A 20,890-nucleotide genomic window follows, 5' to 3' on the forward strand; every position below is an offset into this window, starting at 1 on the left:
AACTGGGATTTATTGTTGAGTTGGCAGGCGAAATACCTTCAATTATCGAAAGGTATTATGTTGGTTGATGATTTTTCGAAATTGAAAACATGCCATTGCAACATCAAGACCTGATTCGAATGTATATTAAAAATATTCTTAGCTATCAACAGCAATTAACTCAATTGATAATTGCCCGCCATAGCCAACTTAAAGAGTGGATTGGTAAACATGTCAATTATCAGAACAAAATAGGCAATTACCAAAAAATTGCAAGCCTAATGTAAATTGCCATTAAATAACTTTAACCAATATTTCGATTTAAAATAATTAATTTTTGGTTATTTGCATGTCTTTCTTCTTTTTCATAAAAAACAACAGTATAATTATGATCTTTAATTTTGACTATATCACTGATAATTAATTTTTTTGTAGATAATTTAAAAACTTCTTTTGTGAGTAAATTTATATAGCAACCTGTGCTTTCCTGAAAAAAAACTTCGGCTATTGTATTATTTTGAATTGTAATCCATCCATTGCCCAATTCATATGTGAATCGGATAACAAACGTTTCTGCAGCAATTTTTATCGGTTCCCAAATAAAACAAATTTGCCTTTCTATATCAAACAATAGATTTTGTTCTATTTTTCCTTCAGGTGAAACATTAATCAAATAAAATTTACCTTTTTCATCAATACCTAAAATATTTGATGTATAAGTAAAACTTAAATTCAATACGCAAATTATAGAGGAACGTTTTCCTATGTTTATATTTCTTGACTGTAATTCCCTCCCCATTTCATCAATTTGACGATGTAACCAAACATTGTCAACATAGGCAATTAGATGGATTTGATTATTCAAAGAATCAATAAATAATGTGTTATCTTTGGGAAACGGAATTTTATTTATATAGGTTTTTTTTATATCATCATTTTTAAATTCAACAGCAATCAATTTATCTGGTTTTGTATCTGAAAAAATATCAACATCATGGAATATAGAAAAATTATGACATATTCCCATAAAATTACCCACAATAGGTCTCTTGGGTTTTGGATAGGTAAGATTCTCTCTATCAAATAATGGTAATATAATATCTAAGTCTTTATCTGGATGATACACGGTAATAGATACATAATCCTTACCTGTTGGGCTTACAAAGAACTGAGGTAGGATTCCATCTAACTCATGATAATAATGAATACTTTTTTTATCCAGATCTATAACGATATATATGACATTATAACTCATTCCGTTTTTATGATAAAAATTAGCAGAAATAACAAGCTTTTTCTGACAATATATTGCATCTTTTATATCAAATCCGTCAAGCGTAGTAAGAACAGTAAGTAGCCCTAATGTTGGGAAATCGATATGTTGTTCATTCAAGGAAATAATGTTATCACTTTAAACCCTTCATGTATTATTTATTATTTTATTGAATAATGACAGTATGTTGTTATTTTTTAGAAAAGTATAGCAAAAGTCGTGAGGTATTTTGACCAATTAGTTGATAAAGAAAATAACATATTTAGCAATACAACAAGCATCAAAAACATGAGCGGCGCTTGTTGTAAATTTGAAACGAGCGATAAGTTGACTATCGTATTTAGATTAGAATTAACAGTTAGCTGCAGGAAAAATACAAAACCTAAGGGATGAGAATTATATTCGCTGTCATTAATCAAACATTCATATTCATAATTTCTTGATAAGCAGTAACCAGTTTATTGCGCACTTGAATGCCAAACTGCAATGAAACCGATGATTTTTGCATATTAACCATTACTTCATTCAATGAAATATTTGCATCTCCTATTTCAAAAGCTTTAGCTTCATTATTTGCCTGTATTTGTATTTGACTGATGTGATCTAAAGCGGTTTTTAATTCTGAAACAAAGTTTTTATTCGCAAAATGAGTTTTTGGGGAAATTGACGTTGATTTATTTAAATTAGTTAGCTCAATTGAATTGAATGTATTGATTGTATTCATTTTGATAACTGCTTTTTAGCTCTTTTATTACTGTATGGCTAAATTTAACATATAAATAAAAAAACAAAGGGTATAAGTAAGGGAAAAAGTGCACGCTTTTCTCGCCATTGAATTTTTTAAATACATGGATAATAACGAACAGAGTTAATCTAAATAGTTTAGAGTCAGGGTGCCAATGGCTAGTCAAACAGTCAATAATAAAGGTGAATCAATATTAAATAAGTTGCCTTTTATAAATCAACTAAAACAAAACACCAAAATGGCATTGTTAATTGCAGCTGTAATTATAATAGCCATTATTAGTTTTATTTATTTATGGGCTAAAGATGAGTCTTATGCAGTTTTATTCAGTAATTTAAATGATAAAGATGGTGGTGAAATTATTAGCCAGCTTGATAAGATGAATATTCCTTATCAATTTTCGTCTTCTGGTTCCACAATCTTAATTCCGCAAGATAAAGTTTACGATACCCGATTACGTATTGCTCAGCAGGGTTTACCAAAAGGTGGGGCAGTTGGTTTTGAATTGCTCGACAAAGAAAGTTTTGGTATGAGCCAATTCAATGAACAAATAAATTATCAACGAGCTTTAGAAGGCGAATTATCCCGAACAATATCCATCATCAGCAGTATTGATGATGCTAGAGTGCATTTAGCAATGCCTAAACCTTCTTTATTTGTCAGGGAAAGGAAATCTCCTTCAGCATCGGTGGCATTAACGTTATTTCCTGGTCGCTCATTATCACAAGGTCAAATCGATGCCATTATCCATTTAATTTCCAGTAGTGTGCCAGAATTACAAGCAGATAAAGTGACCATTATCGATCAGCATGGTCACTTGTTAACTGGTGAAGGCTATCGAGATAGAAACACAAATGTCGCTCAACTCGAATTTGGCGATCGAATTGAAAATAATATTCGTGAACGAGTAGAAAAAATCATCATCCCAATTCTGGGTAAAAATAATGTTAAGGTACAAGTGAATGCTGATATTGATTTCAGTCGACAAGAATCGACATCAGAAACTTATGACCCTAATAGTGATATTGCTAATCAAACTATTCGCAGTAAGCAACAAGTAGAAAATCGTCAATCAGCTAAAAGCTATGGTGTAGGTGGTGTGCCTGGAGCGTTGTCTAATCAACCTGTACCAGCATCTAGCGCGCCAATCGATGAACAAGAACCGACCGAAAAACACGATAAGCAAGGAAATTACAGCTTACAATCAAATAATACCGTTAATTTTGAAGTAAATAGAAAGGTTATACACAGTCAAATACCTGAAGGCCGTATTAAACGTTTATCGGTTGCTGTTTTGGTGAATTATAAATTCGTTGCAACCGAGCCAGATAATGTTAAATCTGAGGATGTTGACAGTGATAATGACAATGACAAAAACAAGTCATCTTCCATAACTGAACAATGGGTAAAACTAGATAGTGATGAACTGAAAAATATTGAAGCATTAGCCCGTCAGGCAATGGGTTTTTCTGATTTACGTGGTGATAGCTTAACTGTTGCAAATTTGAAATTTACCGATCAAACACTTGATGACAACGATAATATGGCATTTTGGAAAACTCCTGAATTTTATGATTCTGCTAAAACAGTAACTAAGTATCTAATTTATATTATTATTTTATGGTTTGCGTGGCGTAAGGTTTTACGTTCGGTATGGATAAAATTACAACGTAAATTCCTTATTGATAATGGAGAATCATTAGTATCTCAATCTACTGTAGACGATAAATTAGATTATAAAGCTCACAGTAAACAACAGCAAAAAATATTTGAAGATAATACGCAACAACAACAGCATATACGGAAAATTGTTGAAAAAGAACCGCGTGTAATGGCACTAATTATTCGTAATTGGATAAATAAGGAGGACACTGAGCAATGATATTAAGTGAATCTCAAAAAGTAGCTGCGATTTTAATGGTGTTAGGTGAAGGGTTAGCGGCACAAGTTATGCAACATCTTAACCATAAAGAAGTGCAACAAATTAGTAGTGCGATGATGTCATTACCTCAATTTTCTCAAGAACAGTTGAAAGGTATACTTAACGAGTGCCAAGTGGCTCTTGAAGAATGCGCTGTTTTAAATACCGATCCAGATGGTTACTTACGTTCAATATTGGGTCGATCTCTTGGTAGTGAAAAAGCTGAACGTTTACTGGATGAATTATTAGATACAGGAAAAGAAGAAGCAACCGATGGCCTTGAAATGCTCAACTATGTCGATGCTACAAGAGCAGTTGATTTGGTCAAAAAAGAACATCCACAAATTATTGCAACTATTTTAGTTCATCTAAATCGTGATTTAGCGGCAGAAATTCTAAATCTATTTGATGATGAATTACGAAATGATGTCATGTTACGTATTGCAACTTTTGGAGGAGTAGAGCCTTCTGCGCTTCAATTACTCTCAACTTCATTATCGACTTTACTACATGGTCAAAATATCAAACTTAATAATCTTGGTGGTATACGTACTGCAGCAGAAATTATTAACTTAATGAAAACACAGCAAGAAGAGCAAGTTATTAATGCATTGCGTGATTATGATGGAGAGTTAACCCAAAAAATTATTGATGAAATGTTCTTGTTTGAAAATCTTGTCGAAGTGGATGATAGAAGTATTCAACGCTTACTTAAAGAGGTCGATAATGAAATATTAATAATTGCGTTGAAAGGTGCATCAGTTGAATTACGAGAAAAACTATTGAGTAACATGTCACAGCGAGCGGCATCTATCTTACGTGAAGATTTAGAAAATCGACCTCCTGTGCGTTTATCTCAAGTTGAAACCGAACAGAAAAAAATATTGGCTATTGCTCGTCGATTAGCAGAAAGTGGTGAAGTGATCCTAAGTAGCGGTGATGATGAATATGTGTAATCGGCCAGATAGATTAAATTGGGAACCATTAAATTTTCAAGATTTCTCTTTATCCGAATTACCGAAATTAAGTAAAAATGAAGTTGCTATAAACGTTGAAACTGATGAGCCTGAAACAGAACTAGCTGCTACCGAGATAGATAATGTTGTAATTGAATCAGAATTAAATCAGGCACAACAGTTAGAGCAGTTAAAAGAAGAGGTAAAAAAACAGGCTTATCAGGATGGTTTTAATTTAGGTCAACAAGAAGGTTTCAATGTAGGTAAACAGACTGGTTATGATGAAGGGTATCAAATTGGTGAGCAAGAAGGGCGCCAGTTCATTGAACAACAACTTAATGAAGAAAAATTAAATGCCGTTCAAGCTATAGCTAATTTAATAACCAATTTTCAAAATTCGATCAACGAAATTGATGAATTAATTGTTCCTAAACTGCTTGATTTAGCATTGATTGCTGCGCAAAAAACAGTAGGCACGATACCAAAAGCTAAGCAAAAACAGCTTATATATACCATAAAAACATTAGTTGAACAGTGCTCAGTTTTGTCTGAACCTATTGCATTGCACCTAAATCCAGCTGATTTACTGTGGTTAGAACCCATGCTGAATGATGAAATCAGTCAATATCATTGGCAACTTATTGCCGATCCTAACGTAGAACAGGGTGGATGCAAGATATTTACCGAAACTAATGAAATTGATGCAAATATCGAGCAACACTGGCAAATAATGTCTGATAGCCTAAAAGAGGACAATCATTAACGTGAGATATTCTGCAAAATGGTTAAGTAAAATTGATCATGCTACACAACAACTTGAATCATTATCATTAATCCGCCAATACGGAAGGTTGGTTAAAGCATCTGGACTTGTGCTAGAAGCTATTGGACTAAAGTTACCTTTGGGATCTAACTGCTTGGTTGAACGACAAACCGATGGTCGAATTGAGCCTGTTGAGTGTGAGGTAGTTGGATTTAGTGATAAAACACTTTATTTAATGCCATTTGAATCAACTGACGGTATTTTATTAGGGGCTCGAGTCTATACTAAGCAATATGATCTAACACATTTTAACCATAAAGTATTACCTATGGGAATGGGATTATTAGGTCGAGTGGTTGATGCTATGGGAAACCCTTTAGATGACAAACCATTACCTGAGCATATAGAGTATGCTGGATTAGCCAATAAATCCCTTAATCCACTACAACGGACTCCTGTTCATCAGGTTCTTGATGTTGGTGTCAGAGCTATAAATGCCTTGCTAACCGTTGGCAAAGGGCAACGAATGGGCTTATTTGCTGGATCAGGGGTTGGTAAAAGTGTCTTACTAGGCATGATGGCTCGTTATACGCAAGCGGATATTATTGTTGTCGGTTTGATTGGTGAACGAGGTCGAGAAGTTAAAGACTTTATCGAAAATATTTTAGGCGAAGAAGGATTGGCTCGAGCGGTTGTTATAGCAGCACCAGCGGATGTTTCGCCATTATTACGCTTACAAGGAGCGGCATATGCAACAAAAATTGCTGAAAACTTTCGTGATAAAGGCTTTAACGTTTTATTGATTATGGACTCTTTAACTCGTTATGCTATGGCACAACGAGAAATTGCTTTAGCAATTGGTGAACCCCCAGCAACTAAAGGTTATCCTCCATCAGTCTTTGCAAAGTTACCCGCATTAGTTGAAAGAGCTGGCAATGATGAAGAAGGGAAAGGCTCAATTACTGCATTTTATACGGTATTAACCGAAGGTGATGATCAACAAGATCCGATTGCAGATTCGGCCCGAGCAATTTTAGATGGACACATTGTTTTATCTCGATCTCTTGCTGAATCAGGACATTATCCAGCTATTGATATTGAGGCTTCAATCAGTCGTGTAATGACTGATCTTACTGCCACTGAAGATGAAAAAAAATCTAGATTATTTAAACAATTATTTTCAAGTTTTCAACGAAACCGTGATTTGATTAATGTTGGTGCTTATGTATCTGGTACAGATCCATTATTAGACAGAGCAATAACACTATATCCTGCCATGCAAAAATTTTTACAACAAGGTATTAATGAACATTGCTGTTATCAAGATGCTTATCAACAATTAGCGGCCATTGTTGAACCACAATTAGCTCGTTAGGAAAATATCATAATGAATAAAAATCCTTCGCAACTTGCATTTTCAACATTAAAAAAATTGGCACAAAAGTCGGTAGACGATAACTTGATAAAACTAAAAAAAGCAAATGAAAATCATCAAAATGCACAATCACAGCTAAATGTTTTAAATAATTATTATGTTGAATATCAACAAAAATTAAATAATGCCTTATCTGAAGGTATTAAAGGTAGCGAGTTAAACAATTTTAAATCGTTTATTACTTCAATTGAGCAAGGTATTGAGCAACAAAAAAAACTATTGTTATCGTTAGATATTAAACAAAAGCAAATTACAAATCAGCTTAATCAATCACAAAAAAGCTTAAACACATACACCACACTATTAAATAAGCATTATAACCAATATTTGCAACGGCAAAATCGGTTACAGCAAAAACTGACAGATGAATTTGCGCAGTTACAATTAGCAAGGAGAGTATTAAATGAATGTTAATCTTATCAATGGATTGAACCCTATCGTTTCTCATCAATCAGATCTTGTTGAAATCGATTTAACGAATAATGGTAATGATTGCTTTCAACAATTATTACAACAAAGTGAAAATCAAACTGGACATAATAAAAAAACAATTAATGCCAAATTAAAAATTATTGATGATGCGCAAGAAGATAATGATCATGATGTTGAAATGTTAATTACGGAGATTTATCCTTTTAATATACAAACACCAATAGCACAAGATAGTGATATAAAAATAGATCAAAATACTGAAACATTAAATGCTAATTTATTCGATGATTCATCGACAGAAGTGGTAATCGATGAGCAAGCAACACATTTACTTACTTCTATTTATGACAGTGAAGATTTAATTAATAAAGTAACATCACAAACAGGAATAAAAATTAAACCTGTTGATAAAGAAACGACAAATATTAAAGATAATATTAATAATTTTGCTAACTCAAAAAATGAATCGCATAAAGCTAGTGAATTTATGCAGGAAGTAGTGACGAATCAAGCCCAATTAATAAATAATTACGATGATGAAAGGCAAACACCTACCGATCCAGAGTCATTTTTGTTAAGCAATACCAATGTACAAAACCAGCTATTATCAACAACTAGTATTAGCGCAAGAGCAGCAATAATAAATTTACCTACACAAAATATTATGCAGTGGCAAACTTCATTAACTGAACAAATTATTATGTTTAATCGTCAAGGTATTCAAACAGCCGAAATAAAATTACATCCACAAGAGTTAGGCTCAATGTATATTAAGTTTGCAATGAATGATGATAAAATGAATCTTCATATGATGACTGCACATAGTGTTGTTAAAGATATGTTAGAATCGGCCTTACCTTTTTTAAAAACATCATTAGAAGATCAAGGTATTACACTAGAGCAAGCAAATATCGATGACTTTTCAATGATGAATGATTCAAAACAACCTGATACACCGCAACAAACAAAAAGCAATCAAACCCAGAAAGTAGTATCACTTGATGTAATAGACGATGGTATTGAGCAACCGCTAGTTGAAAGTCGCTCAATTAAATCTAGACTTAGTATATTTGCTTGACCAATAAAATTGTTGTTTTTTTGAGCAACTTTACACTCTAAATAAATTGAAACGTTTAAATAGGTAATGTTTTGTTGCCTATTCTTCAAATCAATTTTAAAAATATGATTTATTATTCTTGTAACTATACCCAATTTATGGGTTATAAATCTTTTTAAATTTATAGAGACAAGAATAAATATGCCTACCACGAAAAAAAAAGTAAGTGTTTTAAATCTAATCCTTATTCTTATTACGTTGTTAGCGATAAGTGTTGCGGCTTATTTGTGGTTTCAAAATCACTCACAAAGCACAACTAAAGCACAAGAAGAACCCGAAGTTACGTCACCGGTATTTTTAACATTAAAACCGTTTACTATTTCATTACCTGTCTCAGAAGATAATATCGAAACTAATAAAATTATTTATATTGGAATAGTTTTGCGTATCGCCGATGAAAACCAAAGAACAGTGCTATTAGATTATTTACCTAAAGTAAGAAGTGACGTACTACTTTTAACTTCAAAACAGCATGTTAACAAACTAAAGCAAGAATCGGGGAAGATCGATTTACAAGAGCAGATAAAAACTACCTTATCAAGGCAATATGACGCAAAACATTGGGTAAAAGTTGATGAAGTTCTATTTACTGATTTTATTATACGGTGATTATTATGCCCGATAAGATAGAGCCCACAACAGATTTAAATGAAAATAGTGATGCAGAACAACTATCTGATAGTTTTGTTAACGATGGTGACGATAGCAGTATTGATGTTTCTTCTTTTTCGTTACCTTCTGGTAAAAAGGTTAATGTTAAACCTTATGATTTATCGGTAAAACATCGCTTTATTCCTGAACGATTAACCGCATTAGAAATCATTAATGAACGTTTTGCTCGTCAGTTTAGAATTGGGCTATTCAATCGATTGCGTCGCAATGCCGATGTAGTTGCATCGCCTATTGAACCACAAACATTTGAGGAATTTTCTGATATTTCATCGGAAAACCATTTAAATTTAGTTCATCTTAACCCATTAAGAGGTTCAAGCTTATTTTCATTTTCACCTGAATTAGTCTTTATTATCGTTGATTCATTATTTGGGGGAGACGGGCATACAACTAAAATAAAAACACAAGGACGAGAATTTACCCACACCGAACAACAAATCATAAAACGAGTATTAGAATTAGCATTAGTTATTTATCAAAATGCATGGGCTGATGTATACCCAATTGAAACCGAATATATTCGCTCTGAAATGCAAAGCAAATTTACCAACATTACCAGTTCGCCTGATGATGTTGTGCTGACAACAAACTTCAAAGTCGAAGTGGGTCATAGCAAAGCAACATTTTGCATTTGTATCCCTTATTCTATGGTTGAACCAGTCAAAGAGTTGCTAATAAAGCCGCCTATCGAAGAACAGACTTATCAAGACGATAATATCTGGATGAGTTCATTAACCACTGGAATTAAGCAATCATCTGTCGAATTAGTTGCCAATTTTACCCATATTCATACAACTGTTGAAAAACTGTTAGCGTTAAAAGTTGATGATATTTTAACAATTGAAAAACCAACAAATATAGATGTAACAGTTGGCGGTGTACCAGTATTAAAAGGCCATTACGGTAAAGTAAATAAACAGTATGCAATTCAAGTAGAACAGGTCATTAATCCTGTGATAGAACAACTGAATGAGGGAGTGTTCAATGACTGACATTATACCAAATAACGACGAAGGCCAAGAAGGAAAAGTAACGAGTGATGAACTAATCACTAAAGAGGCTATTTTTGAAACATTATCTCCGCAACAAACAGAAGATAAAAAGCAAGATATTAATCTTATATTAGATATACCTGTTGATTTAAGCGTAGAACTTGGTCGAACCAAAATAGCTATTAAAGATCTATTAAATCTAACCCAAGGTTCGGTAATTGCATTAGATGGGCTTGCAGGAGAACCACTAGATATATTAATTAACGGTTATTTAATAGCTCAAGGCGAAATTGTGGTAGTTGGCGATAACTATGGTGTGCGTATCACCGATATTATTACTCCATCAGAGCGTGTAAGAAGATTGAGCCGTTAATGACAATAAAGCAACCTAATTTGGTTCAACCTACGGTTGGTGTAACCAATACTAATACCTTATCGCCATCGTCTTCTGATTTAAATATTTATACCGAAATTGGATCGTCAATGGGATTAACGCTTATTGTGATCATCGGTTTTATTTTATTGCTAGGATGGCTCGCAAAACGAATGGGGTGGAAAAAAACGACCGAACAATGGATTGATGTCAAAGCCACATATAACATTAATCCTAAAGAACGTATTATGGTTATTCACGTTGATAACCAATTATTAGTGGTAGGTGTTACTCCTCAACAAATGACATTGTTACATACCATCAATGAAGAAAGAACCAAAGTGTTACTTTCGCAAAATGTAGCAGATAAAAATCTTACGAAAATTAACGCATTTCAACAGATATTACAATCCGCTTTAAAAGTGAAAAAGGAGTAACAACAAGTGCGGTTAAATTTAATTATTTTTCTAAGTTTATTGCTGTTTAGCTTATCTAGCCATGCTGAAACTTCTGCTTTAACTGACATGAATCAGCCCCTAACAGGTGGGCAAAATTGGTCGTTACCAGTTGAAACATTAGTCTTTTTAACATTGCTCACTTTTATACCAGCAATATTATTATTGATGACCAGCTTTACCCGAATCATCATTGTGTTAGGCCTGTTACGTAATGCCCTAGGTACGCAATCGGCACCACCGAATCAAGTTATTTTGGGAATTTCGCTTTTTATGACTTTTTTTATTATGTCGCCAGTCATTGATAAAATTTATCAAGAAGCGTATGTGCCATATTCACAAAATCAAATCACCATGCAAGAAGGCTTAACCAAAGCAACTAAACCATTACAAGAATTTATGCTTACCCAAACGCGAGAAAATGACCTAGCGTTATTTGTTAACATGTCTCATCAAAACGACATTCAAACACGGGAAGATGTTCCCCTAAAAGTATTAGTTCCTGCTTTTGTGGTGAGTGAATTAAAAACAGCGTTTCAAATTGGTTTTACAATTTTTATTCCATTCTTAGTAATTGATCTAGTGGTAGCAAGCACGCTTATGGCATTAGGAATGATGATGGTGCCACCAGCGACAGTATCATTACCATTCAAATTAATGTTATTTGTATTGGCAGATGGCTGGCACTTATTACTTGGATCGCTAGCACAAAGCTTTTTTAGTTGAGTCGCACTATGTCATCTGAATATATCAGCACGTTAGCCATACAAGCGATAAAAGTTGCGGCATCATTAGCCGGACCGTTATTATTAGCCGCATTAGTAACAGGGTTAATCATTAGCTTATTACAAGCTGCGACGCAAATTAACGAAATGACATTATCATTTATTCCCAAGATCATAGTGGTTATTGTGGTTTTAATAATATTGGGTCCATCAATGCTATCAACCATGATCGACTATATCCAAACCGTAATTACAGACATTCCTAACTTAACTCGTTAAATGTAATGGAATTTGATATCAACAATTTATTTAATATCGATTTCTTTTCTTGGATTAGGGACTATTTTTTCCCTTTTGTTCGTATCTTAGCGTTGCTCATGGCAGCGCCCATTTTTGGCGAAAAGGAAACGCCTAATCGAGTTAAAATTGGCCTAGCGCTACTCACTACGATTGTACTGCCACATCCACATATTGATGACAATATAAAAATATACTCATTTATAGGAATATGGATTATTGCACAACAAATAATGATTGGAATACTTATTGGTTTTACCATGCAGTTGGCATTTATGACAGTGCGATTTTCAGGAGAATTAATTGGGATGCAAATGGGGCTAGGAATGGCGACCTTTTTTGACCCTATTGGCGGTCCATCTACATCAGTATTATCACGCTTAATTAACATCATTGCTTTATTAATATTTCTCAGTCTTGATGGTCATTTATGGTTGTTATACGGCATATCAAATAGTTTTGATATTATTCCGATTGCAGTAATGCCATTACAAGCGAATGGATACTTAGCATTAATTGAAGTCAGCAAACTATTATTTATCAACGCGATCATGTTAGCGCTTCCTTTAATGACATTACTATTAATCATCAATATATCATTAGGACTACTTAACAGAATGACGCCACAGCTATCTATATTTGTGGTTGGTTATCCAGCGACCCTATTGTTAGGGTTAATCATGCTAACTTATTTAATTACAACACTACCCGCATTTACTGAATTTATTTTTGAACAAATGTTTGAGCGAATTTCTAGTATCTTATGGTATTTAACTCAATGATATAAATTGATCACACAGTCGTATTTAATTTACCTATTCAACTTGACTTGCTTTTTGTAGATATTAAGTGAAATTACTATTCTATCATATTGATTTAAAAAATTATTCTAAAAAGATAATGAATGCTTAAATAAAAACAATGATCTAACTAAGCATATTTATTGTATGATAGATTATATTAATTAAAACTAAACAGATTAATGCTGATAACATCAGCATTAATAAAATAGTTAACTAAGCTTTTTTTACAAAGCAGGCTTTAAGCATTATTTTCATACCGTCAATTTTACAATCGATTTCGTGATCACCTTCGACTAAACGAATGCCTTTGGCTTTAGCACCTTTTTTCAGCACTGTTGAAGATCCTTTCAATTTTAGATCCTTAATCAAAATAATATCGTCGCCATCAGCAAGTAAATTACCATTGCTATCTTTTACCTGTAATCCAATATCAGAAGACACAGCCTCGTTTGGATCCCATTCGTGGGCGCATTCAGGGCAAACACAAAAGCTGCCATCATGATAAGTGTGTTCAGATTGGCAAACAGGGCAATTAGGTATAGATTCCATAGCTTATAACTCTTATAGATTAAATAAAATGGTGTTTACTATAGCAAAAAACTGCTATTAAGTCATGGATGTTGTCTATTCGCTGTTGTTAGGATCTAAAATAGTGATATACAAAAATATAGGAAGTATTAATTATGTTTTTGTAAAGGTTAATGATTAAGTTTTAATATTAATAAGCAAATATGTCATTTTAAGTAGTAGACTCGTTATTTTATATTTTTGGTGAAATAAAATATCGACAGTGACCAAGCTCGATTTAGGGGGATTTTTTTCAGAATCCCCTAAAAATCCTTCTTTAATAAAAAATCAAATAAAATCAAAATGATATCTGAACGATTTTATACCTTCAAAAAGCGCTTATTCCACCATTCAAGACCAACTCATCTATCAATTCCATCTTTTTGCCCCACCACGAACAATTATTTACAATAAATTAACAAAAAAACTAGCCAACAATTTTTAAAATGGTTATACTTTCATCGCTATAGAAAACATGCTCATTAAATAAGCAAATAATTATAAAAAATTAAATAAAACAAATAATTACTTGACAGGTGAACCATAATGCATTATCATTTTAGGCACAAGGCACAAGGCACTGGCAAACCTATGTCTTAAGTTTATCAAATAATCTTATTCGACGAATTTTTACACGAAACTTATTTATATCTTCCAAATTATTTCTCAACGAATTATCGAAATTATCGCTCAAATCACCTAAAACAGCTTTGCTAGTATTAGCATTGTTATTATTGTCATCTTCATCGAATTTACAGGCATTGAATGGTAAAATAGCTCGAGCGGATAATCGTAGTGATGCGATAATTTTACCTTCAACGGTAGTTGCAGTTATTGATTATGTAAGGCCGAATCTAGGATTGGGTAACGGCAAATATGCAGGCCCAGTTGACATATGGAATCCTAGTAAAGGCTTCTTAGTTCAATCAACCAATCCTGAATCATACAACCTAAATTTCCCGACCACGGGTGTGCATAATTTATATTTTGATTTACTCATAACTGGAGATATAGAAGAATTGACATGGGAACCAGTCACGCATGAGGGAATTACTGCAACAGTGACAAATGTTGTAGATAATGGTTACTGGACTCCATATGAGGACGTGGGACAAGTTGTTGCACGCGTTAAGCTAACAGGTCCAGAGGCAAGAAATCAATGGTACAATCCTCATCCTAACCTAATAGCTAAGCCACAGTTACCGCAGACGTTTGAGTTAGTGGGTAGAGATATATATGGCGGTGAGGTAGTAAAATATGGATTTGTATTAAGGCAGTGGTTCGTCAATCGGGGGGGCGAACGGAACATTTATAGTGAGGCGTCAGCATGGTGTAATAGTTTGGGTTATCGAATGCCACGGGTAAGAGATTTAACCAATTCAAACTATAATAATTTAGGCGCCACGCCGTCGTCTGGGTGGAATCATTACCAGCGTAACATAGGCGCTGGCTTTTTCACGGAGTGGGGCAGCATGACCTACGGCGCTGATGTGGGCTTCGTCTACTACTTCCACTTCTGGACGAGCGACGCAGAAGGTAGCTACCCAGGTAGCTACCGGTTCACTGTCGGCTCGTACGACGGCGACGTCTCCGGCGTCGGTGCCGGCTACGCCGGCTATGTCCTTTGCACCGCACCTTAGTTTTTAGCGTTTAGTTCTTAATCTTTAGGGCGCGGGGGTGGTTATGGTGCGTGAGAGGATAATATAGACAAGAATAAAGCCTCGGCGTAAGTTTGGGCCATCCTTAGGGTTGTGCGCCACAAAACTGCGCCGCTCCTACCGCCACCGACGCTGAAACCACCGCACCAATCTATTTTATTCACCAAAACAAAAAGAAATTATTTTTCACTAAAAATCAGTCAGAAAAGATGATGATTTTATTAAAGTTTTCTTAACTGTTTTTTTACCGAAAAACACTCCACACACACTGGCAATAAAGCCACAAAACCTTTATACTATATAACAGTTTTTAGTATGACAAATGGCATACTAATATAATTCGTTCTTTAACATCATCAATTGGAATAAATTTATGCATCCGATGCTGAATATTGCTATTCGTGCTGCTCGTAAAGCAGGTAATGTAGCCATCAAGGCTTATGAAAACCCTAGTTCAATCGAAATCGAAACCAAAGGCGCTAATGATTTTGCCACTAATACCGATCGTGCGGCTGAAGCTTTGATTATTGAAACAATTAAAAAAGCTTATCCTGACCATACTATCATTGCCGAAGAAAGCGGCTTAGCTAAAGGTAATGATGCCGATACTCAGTGGATAATTGACCCAATTGATGGTACGACCAATTTTATTAAAAATATCCCTCATTTTGCAGTGTCTATTGCAGCTCGTGTTAAAGGTAAAACCGAAATTGCTGTTGTTTATAATCCAATGAGTAATGAGCTGTTTACGGCTGCTCGTGGTAAAGGCGCTCAACTTAATGGTTATCGTATTCGAGTGAGTAATGCGAAAGATTTAGACGGTAGCGTGTTGGCAATGGCTTTTCCGTTTAAAGCTAAACAATATAGCGATAGTTATTTTGGCGTATTACAAAAATTATTTGTTAGATGTGGCGATTTTCGTCGCACTGGTTCTGCCGCTTTAGATCTTGCCTATGTTGCTGCAGGTCGTTTAGATGGCTTTTTTGAAATTGGCTTAAAACCATGGGATATTGCTGGCGGTGAGTTGATTTTGCGTGAAGCAGGTGGCGTTATTACCGATTTTGCAGGTGGCAATAATTATATGGTTTCGGGTAATATTGTTGCGGGTAATCCTAGAATTGTTAAGGATTTATTAGTTTCTACTCAAAATGAGTGGCCCGAAAAATTACGTAACTAATTTTATTTTTTTATTTCCTCTTATTTTGATCGCAAGTTAAACTCTTGCGATCTGTCTAGTATTTTTCTGCATTGTTATTAATTTTGAGTATATACTAATCAATAATCGTATAAAAATTAAGGCTGCATTTTATGAAGACAATACAATATGATCTTAATATTGAAGGAATGAGTTGTGCCTCTTGTGTTAGTCGTGTAGAAAAAGCAATTAAAAAAGTTGATGGTGTGATTGATGTCAGTGTTAATCTGGCAACTGAGAAAGCAACTATTAATGCAGATCCCCATGTTAAACTTGAAGCATTAATGTCTGAAGTTGATAAAGCGGGCTATCGTGCTATTAAAATTTCAGATCAACAATCAGGTACAAAGAAAGTTAACAAACAAGCACCTATTTGGCCGATTGTGATTTCTGTTATTTTAGCCATTCCTTTTGTGTTACCTATGTTATTAGAACCTTTTGGGTTTCATTTGATGATGCCAGCTTGGTTACAACTGGTTATTGCATCTATTGTGCAATTTGGACTTGGTGCTAAATTTTATCGAAGCGGTTTTAATGCGGCTAAAGCGTTGTCGGGTAATATGGATTTATTAGTGGCCATTGGTACTAGTGCGGCATATGGGTTATCAGTTTATCAGCTTATCATGGGCAATGATGAGCACCTTTATTTTGAATCATCAGTTATTATTATTACCTTAATTTTGCTTGGTAAGTGGTTAGAATCAAGAGCTAAACATCAAACAACACAAGCAATTGAAGCCCTGTCTGCGCTACGCCCTGATGTTGCTTTAGTAAGGCGTGATAATCAAGAAATAAGTTTACCCATTAACCAAGTTAAAGTGGATGATATTGTTATTATTAAGCCAGGGGAGCGTATTCCAGTTGATGGCGTTGTGATTGAAGGTGTATCTAGTAGTGATGAATCAATGCTAACAGGTGAGAGTTTTCCTGTAAATAAAGCCGTTAATGATGTAGTTACTGGCGGTACAATTAATGGCGAAGGGTTACTTATCGTTAAAACGACAGCGATTCAAGCGGATTCTACTTTATCCAAAATTATTGAAATGGTTGAATCTGCTCAGGCTAAGAAAGCACCAATCCAACGAGTTGTTGATCGCATCAGCGCTATTTTTGTGCCAGTGATTTTATTGATTGCACTTGTTACGTTATTGGCTTGGGGCGTGATATCGTATGATTGGCAACAAGCATTACTCCATGCGGTGGCTGTGTTAGTGATTGCTTGCCCTTGTGCATTAGGTTTGGCAACACCAACAGCAATTATGGTTGGTACAGGAGTGGCTGCTCGTCATGGCATTTTAATTAAAGACGCCGAAGCATTAGAAACACTGCATAATATTAATATGGTTGCATTTGATAAAACAGGCACATTAACCATTGGTAAACCAGAATTAGTTGAAATGGATGTTATGGGTAGCGAGACGCCTGACCAAATTTTATCGCTCGCAGCGTCATTACAAGCAGGTAGTGAGCATCCACTTGCTAAAGCTATTTTAAGTAAAGCCAAAGAGTATCATTATGCTCAAAATATTACTTCGGTAGCCGGTTCAGGAGTGATGGCAACCGTTGATAACACCGAATATTATTTAGGTAGTTTGCGTTGGATGAAATCATTAAATGCCTATTTTGTTGGTATGGACGATAAAATTAATCAGTTATCGAGTAAAGGTTATACCATTTCATTTTTAGCGAAACAGCAATCAGAAGGTAATGTGGTGATATTAGCGATCTTGGGTTTTGCCGATGTAATAAAGGCGGAGGCCGAAAAAGCTATTCAAGCATTGCACCAGTTAAATGTAAAAACTGTTATGTTAACTGGTGATAATCAGAAAGCGGCTAATTATGTGGGGCAGCAGTTAAGCTTAGATAAGGTTATTGCTGAAGTATTACCACAAGATAAAGCAAACTATATTTATCAACTACAAAAAAGTGAAGATATAACTGGCAATAAAACAGTGGCAATGGTAGGAGATGGTATTAATGATGCTCCAGCATTGGCGGCAGCCGATATTGGTATTGCTATGGGCACAGGCACCGATGTGGCTATGCATGCAGCAAGTATTACTCTAATGCGTGGTAATCTATTTTTGATTGCTGATGCGATTGATATTTCGCGCCGAACCTATAATAAAATTAAACAAAATCTATTTTGGGCATTTTTCTATAATTTAATTGGTATTCCACTAGCGGCATTGGGATTTTTAAATCCAATGATAGCTGGTGCCGCTATGGCGTTAAGTAGTGTTAGCGTTGTAACCAATGCACTTTTACTTAAACGTTGGAAGGCAAAATCAGAAAACCAATAATATAAGATTTTTGTTTTGAATTAAGGAGGCTTAAAGCCTCCTTTATATTGATTAGAAGACAAATTAACTTAATTCATTCTACAAATAAGCGTACAATCTTGTTAAAAAGTTTCAGGTAACATGGTGTTTGAGTATAAAACTTATCAAAAAAAGTACGTCCAATATTGTTCAATAGTAATAATAAACAAGATAAATATGCCTTATTTTGTTTACTGAATTATTTTAGGTTGGTATCGATCTAATAGCATGTTATTGAATTTATTTTCTGGGTCTAATTGTGCTTTAAGTTTAAAAAAGCGATCTGCTTGTGGGTATGCGCGCTGAAATTGTTCACGAGTTGCATGTAATTGATACGGTAAATAATAACTACCACCCTTTGCTAATACTGCATCGATTAATTCTCGTGTCCAGATTCCTACTTGCTTTTTGCTTTTTTCATCAGTAGCTTGTTGATAATAAATAACAAAAGCAAACACTTCGGTTTTAGCCCATGCTAGTAATGAACCGCTATCAGGATTTGCATGACGAATCGAAATATTAATCACATTGGCCTGATGTTTTTTTAGGATAGCAATTAATTCAGGATAAAAATCCTCAAACCGTTCTATGGGGATAAAATACTCCTGTAGAGCAAAACTTTTATTTTTGCTTTTAATTGGCTGTAAATTCGACACATCATAACTGGCTTCATAATTACGCCACATTACTGGTTGTTTTGTATAATCTATATCATCATACAATTTACGTAAATGCTTGCCTAAATTTGATGAGGCGACAATTTTTATTTTTTGTTCCTGTTCAAACGAATATTGGTCGGTTGGGCGTAATCTGTCCAAAATAGTCAATGGTTCTTGTGTTTCTTTAAAAGTGACAGCACGAACTTCTTCAAAATCAGGTGGGTAAATTACTGAGTTGTGGAATATGGCACTTTTGTCAGAACGAATCTGTTGCATAAAATATGGGTAATACTTGGTAATTGGCATAACATCGCTAATGCGTTTTACTTTAACATTATCAACAAGTCGTAAAGTGACTTCTGTAATTATGCCTAATCCACCATAACCGCCGATAGCACCATAAAATATATCTTGATTTTCTTTTGGACTGGCTTCGACAATAGCGCCATCAGCTAGGACAATTTTGAACTTCTCAACAGATAAAATCATAGGGCCTTCTCCGATATAACGCCCATGCACATTTACACTAAGCGAACCACCAATACTAAAATTGGCATAGCTTTGCATAATTTTTACTGATAAATTGTAGGGATCAATCAATGCCTGTACTTGACGCCAAGTTGCGCCTGTTTCAATGGTTAAAAGTTTCTTTTCAGGGTTGAAATCAATCACATGGTTGAGTTTTTGTGTATCTATTTGAATTCCATTGTTTATTGCTGTTTGTCCACCCATGCTGTATTTGCCACCAGCTATACTAATTGGACCAGAGGTATTTTTAACGAGTTCAGAGACCTGTTGAGTCGATTCTGGTTGCATAACCGCAGATGCTTGTACTGGTGTCATACCTGTAACATCATTTACAACGACAGCTTGCGTTTTTAGTGGTAGTAATAAGAAAAGACAGCAGCTCAATAAAGTTAATTTTTTCATTATAAGTTATTATTTATTTTGGGTATATTAAAAAATGATTCTATCTATACAAATTACATAAATCAATGCCTCTATAATTTTTATGTGTTTATTTTTGAATAAAGTAGTATGGGAAAATAAACAACAGTGGTGAACATCTTAAAAAGTGAGAAAATCAAAATGAGTCATAACTACCTTATTAATCAAAAATTCACCAAATCAGCCTACCCACAAACAAATGAAAAGCCGAAAGAGTAACACGAACTTTGAATTGCGATGTGGCATAATCAGCAAATATTTAGCGATTCAAAAGGCAGAAAACAAAAACTTAAACGCTTTATTAATTTTTATAATACCGTTAAACCGCATAAAGCGATTTCAGGAAAAACACTTTATGAGTTTTGAGAGGATTATTTTAATCATGAAGTGCAAACAACTCGGCGTTTTTCTATAGATTATTCCATATCTCAATTCTAATTTCGTATCACTCCATAAAACGTTTAACCCAATCAGTGATAGTCATTTTTTCTTTATGAAAAGGCGTTATATTCATTACAATCGTTTCCAAATTATTGTAAAAAACTTGAGTGATTTCTGCATGGTATGGGTTTTCGCTTATTTAGCTAGGATTTGAAACTAATTA

General features: G+C 34.4%; 21 protein-coding genes. 17 read left to right on the forward strand and 4 right to left on the reverse strand.

Going from position 1 to position 20,890, the window contains the following annotated elements:
* Window positions 1-89 precede the first annotated feature (89 nt).
* The gene (locus A9G25_RS12715) at window positions 90-266 is read left to right on the forward strand and encodes a hypothetical protein (RefSeq protein ID WP_176701046.1); all 177 of its coding nucleotides are present in this window, start codon (window positions 90-92) and stop codon (window positions 264-266) included.
* A 17-nt stretch (window positions 267-283) separates the two neighbouring features.
* Here the strand turns inward: A9G25_RS12715 and A9G25_RS00935 are convergent, their stop codons facing one another.
* The gene (locus A9G25_RS00935) at window positions 284-1,372 is read right to left on the reverse strand and encodes a hypothetical protein (protein WP_081297088.1); all 1,089 of its coding nucleotides are present in this window, start codon (window positions 1,370-1,372) and stop codon (window positions 284-286) included.
* Between the two features lie 295 nt (window positions 1,373-1,667).
* Complete coding sequence (gene fliE / locus A9G25_RS00940) at window positions 1,668-1,976, reverse strand: flagellar hook-basal body complex protein FliE (protein WP_065625350.1); 309 nt, start codon at window positions 1,974-1,976, stop codon at window positions 1,668-1,670.
* Window positions 1,977-2,151: 175 nt separating this feature from the next.
* On the opposite strand from fliE, the gene fliF reads away from it, so the two are divergent.
* The 13 genes from fliF (at window position 2,152) to fliR (ending at window position 12,917) form a co-directional block, all read left to right on the forward strand.
* Window positions 2,152-3,879, forward strand: a complete 1,728-nt coding sequence (gene fliF, locus A9G25_RS00945) for a flagellar basal-body MS-ring/collar protein FliF (RefSeq protein ID WP_065625351.1) — start codon at window positions 2,152-2,154, stop codon at window positions 3,877-3,879.
* On the forward strand, window positions 3,876-4,874 hold the full coding sequence (gene fliG / locus A9G25_RS00950; protein WP_065605885.1) for a flagellar motor switch protein FliG: 999 nt from the start codon (window positions 3,876-3,878) through the stop codon (window positions 4,872-4,874). Before fliF ends, fliG begins: the two co-directional genes overlap by 4 nt.
* Window positions 4,867-5,637, forward strand: coding sequence for a flagellar assembly protein FliH (locus A9G25_RS00955; protein ID WP_176701047.1), 771 nt, complete (start codon window positions 4,867-4,869; stop codon window positions 5,635-5,637). The genes fliG and A9G25_RS00955 overlap by 8 nt, the downstream gene beginning before the upstream one ends.
* A complete protein-coding gene (gene fliI, locus A9G25_RS00960; protein ID WP_065625353.1) occupies window positions 5,633-7,012 on the forward strand; it encodes a flagellar protein export ATPase FliI in 1,380 nt (459 codons plus the stop codon). The genes A9G25_RS00955 and fliI overlap by 5 nt, the downstream gene beginning before the upstream one ends.
* Window positions 7,013-7,024: 12 nt before the next feature.
* The gene (gene fliJ / locus A9G25_RS00965) at window positions 7,025-7,486 is read left to right on the forward strand and encodes a flagellar export protein FliJ (protein ID WP_065625354.1); all 462 of its coding nucleotides are present in this window, start codon (window positions 7,025-7,027) and stop codon (window positions 7,484-7,486) included.
* Window positions 7,476-8,582 (forward strand): flagellar hook-length control protein FliK, encoded by a 1,107-nt coding sequence (locus A9G25_RS00970; protein WP_065625355.1) that lies wholly within the window; start codon window positions 7,476-7,478, stop codon window positions 8,580-8,582. The genes fliJ and A9G25_RS00970 overlap by 11 nt, the downstream gene beginning before the upstream one ends.
* A 180-nt stretch (window positions 8,583-8,762) precedes the next feature.
* Window positions 8,763-9,230 carry a flagellar basal body-associated FliL family protein gene (locus A9G25_RS00975; protein ID WP_065625356.1) on the forward strand — a complete coding sequence of 156 codons (468 nt, stop codon included), beginning with the start codon at window positions 8,763-8,765 and terminating at the stop codon, window positions 9,228-9,230.
* 5 nt (window positions 9,231-9,235) lie between these two features.
* Window positions 9,236-10,285: a flagellar motor switch protein FliM gene (gene fliM / locus A9G25_RS00980; protein WP_065625357.1), complete on the forward strand. Its 1,050-nt coding sequence runs from the start codon at window positions 9,236-9,238 to the stop codon at window positions 10,283-10,285.
* Window positions 10,278-10,658 (forward strand): flagellar motor switch protein FliN, encoded by a 381-nt coding sequence (gene fliN, locus A9G25_RS00985; protein WP_065625358.1) that lies wholly within the window; start codon window positions 10,278-10,280, stop codon window positions 10,656-10,658. The genes fliM and fliN overlap by 8 nt, the downstream gene beginning before the upstream one ends.
* On the forward strand, window positions 10,658-11,095 hold the full coding sequence (fliO, locus tag A9G25_RS00990; RefSeq protein ID WP_065625359.1) for a flagellar biosynthetic protein FliO: 438 nt from the start codon (window positions 10,658-10,660) through the stop codon (window positions 11,093-11,095). The genes fliN and fliO overlap by 1 nt, the downstream gene beginning before the upstream one ends.
* Before the next feature lie 6 nt (window positions 11,096-11,101).
* Window positions 11,102-11,839: a flagellar type III secretion system pore protein FliP gene (gene fliP / locus A9G25_RS00995; RefSeq protein WP_065625360.1), complete on the forward strand. Its 738-nt coding sequence runs from the start codon at window positions 11,102-11,104 to the stop codon at window positions 11,837-11,839.
* Between the two features lie 8 nt (window positions 11,840-11,847).
* Window positions 11,848-12,117 (forward strand): flagellar biosynthesis protein FliQ, encoded by a 270-nt coding sequence (gene fliQ / locus A9G25_RS01000; protein ID WP_034909516.1) that lies wholly within the window; start codon window positions 11,848-11,850, stop codon window positions 12,115-12,117.
* A gap of 5 nt (window positions 12,118-12,122) precedes the next feature.
* Complete coding sequence (fliR, locus tag A9G25_RS01005) at window positions 12,123-12,917, forward strand: flagellar biosynthetic protein FliR (RefSeq protein ID WP_065625361.1); 795 nt, start codon at window positions 12,123-12,125, stop codon at window positions 12,915-12,917.
* 234 nt (window positions 12,918-13,151) lie between these two features.
* Here the strand turns inward: fliR and A9G25_RS01010 are convergent, their stop codons facing one another.
* Window positions 13,152-13,487 carry a zinc ribbon domain-containing protein YjdM gene (locus tag A9G25_RS01010; protein ID WP_065625362.1) on the reverse strand — a complete coding sequence of 112 codons (336 nt, stop codon included), beginning with the start codon at window positions 13,485-13,487 and terminating at the stop codon, window positions 13,152-13,154.
* A 752-nt stretch (window positions 13,488-14,239) separates the two neighbouring features.
* On the opposite strand from A9G25_RS01010, the gene A9G25_RS01015 reads away from it, so the two are divergent.
* The 3 genes from A9G25_RS01015 (at window position 14,240) to A9G25_RS01025 (ending at window position 18,661) form a co-directional block, all read left to right on the forward strand.
* Window positions 14,240-15,145: a hypothetical protein gene (locus A9G25_RS01015; protein ID WP_065625363.1), complete on the forward strand. Its 906-nt coding sequence runs from the start codon at window positions 14,240-14,242 to the stop codon at window positions 15,143-15,145.
* A 391-nt stretch (window positions 15,146-15,536) separates the two neighbouring features.
* On the forward strand, window positions 15,537-16,340 hold the full coding sequence (gene suhB / locus A9G25_RS01020; protein ID WP_065576069.1) for an inositol-1-monophosphatase: 804 nt from the start codon (window positions 15,537-15,539) through the stop codon (window positions 16,338-16,340).
* 131 nt (window positions 16,341-16,471) lie between these two features.
* Entirely contained in the window at window positions 16,472-18,661 is a 2,190-nt protein-coding gene (locus A9G25_RS01025; RefSeq protein WP_065625364.1) for a heavy metal translocating P-type ATPase, read from the forward strand.
* A 209-nt stretch (window positions 18,662-18,870) separates the two neighbouring features.
* Here A9G25_RS01025 and A9G25_RS01030 read toward each other — a convergent pair whose 3' ends face one another.
* Entirely contained in the window at window positions 18,871-20,268 is a 1,398-nt protein-coding gene (locus A9G25_RS01030) for an FAD-binding oxidoreductase (protein ID WP_065625365.1), read from the reverse strand.
* Between the last annotated feature and the right edge of the window lie 622 nt (window positions 20,269-20,890).

Source organism: Gilliamella sp. Bif1-4, from assembly GCF_001690535.1.
Classification (GTDB): domain Bacteria; phylum Pseudomonadota; class Gammaproteobacteria; order Enterobacterales; family Orbaceae; genus Gilliamella; species Gilliamella bombi.

What these genes read in the sequence shown, in the direction of transcription:
- A9G25_RS01030 (WP_065625365.1), bottom strand. Translation starts at nt 20,268, where the DNA reads ATGAAAAAATTAACTTTATTGAGCTGCTGTCTTTTCTTATTACTACCA.
- fliJ (WP_065625354.1), top strand. Translation starts at nt 7,025, where the DNA reads ATGAATAAAAATCCTTCGCAACTTGCATTTTCAACATTAAAAAAATTG.
- fliR (WP_065625361.1), top strand. Translation starts at nt 12,123, where the DNA reads ATGGAATTTGATATCAACAATTTATTTAATATCGATTTCTTTTCTTGG.
- fliE (WP_065625350.1), bottom strand. Translation starts at nt 1,976, where the DNA reads ATGAATACAATCAATACATTCAATTCAATTGAGCTAACTAATTTAAAT.
- fliF (WP_065625351.1), top strand. Translation starts at nt 2,152, where the DNA reads ATGGCTAGTCAAACAGTCAATAATAAAGGTGAATCAATATTAAATAAG.
- A9G25_RS01010 (WP_065625362.1), bottom strand. Translation starts at nt 13,487, where the DNA reads ATGGAATCTATACCTAATTGCCCTGTTTGCCAATCTGAACACACTTAT.
- fliN (WP_065625358.1), top strand. Translation starts at nt 10,278, where the DNA reads ATGACTGACATTATACCAAATAACGACGAAGGCCAAGAAGGAAAAGTA.
- A9G25_RS12715 (WP_176701046.1), top strand. Translation starts at nt 90, where the DNA reads ATGCCATTGCAACATCAAGACCTGATTCGAATGTATATTAAAAATATT.
- fliM (WP_065625357.1), top strand. Translation starts at nt 9,236, where the DNA reads ATGCCCGATAAGATAGAGCCCACAACAGATTTAAATGAAAATAGTGAT.
- A9G25_RS01025 (WP_065625364.1), top strand. Translation starts at nt 16,472, where the DNA reads ATGAAGACAATACAATATGATCTTAATATTGAAGGAATGAGTTGTGCC.
- fliG (WP_065605885.1), top strand. Translation starts at nt 3,876, where the DNA reads ATGATATTAAGTGAATCTCAAAAAGTAGCTGCGATTTTAATGGTGTTA.
- A9G25_RS00970 (WP_065625355.1), top strand. Translation starts at nt 7,476, where the DNA reads ATGAATGTTAATCTTATCAATGGATTGAACCCTATCGTTTCTCATCAA.
- A9G25_RS00955 (WP_176701047.1), top strand. Translation starts at nt 4,867, where the DNA reads ATGTGTAATCGGCCAGATAGATTAAATTGGGAACCATTAAATTTTCAA.
- A9G25_RS00975 (WP_065625356.1), top strand. Translation starts at nt 8,763, where the DNA reads ATGCCTACCACGAAAAAAAAAGTAAGTGTTTTAAATCTAATCCTTATT.
- fliQ (WP_034909516.1), top strand. Translation starts at nt 11,848, where the DNA reads ATGTCATCTGAATATATCAGCACGTTAGCCATACAAGCGATAAAAGTT.
- suhB (WP_065576069.1), top strand. Translation starts at nt 15,537, where the DNA reads ATGCATCCGATGCTGAATATTGCTATTCGTGCTGCTCGTAAAGCAGGT.
- fliO (WP_065625359.1), top strand. Translation starts at nt 10,658, where the DNA reads ATGACAATAAAGCAACCTAATTTGGTTCAACCTACGGTTGGTGTAACC.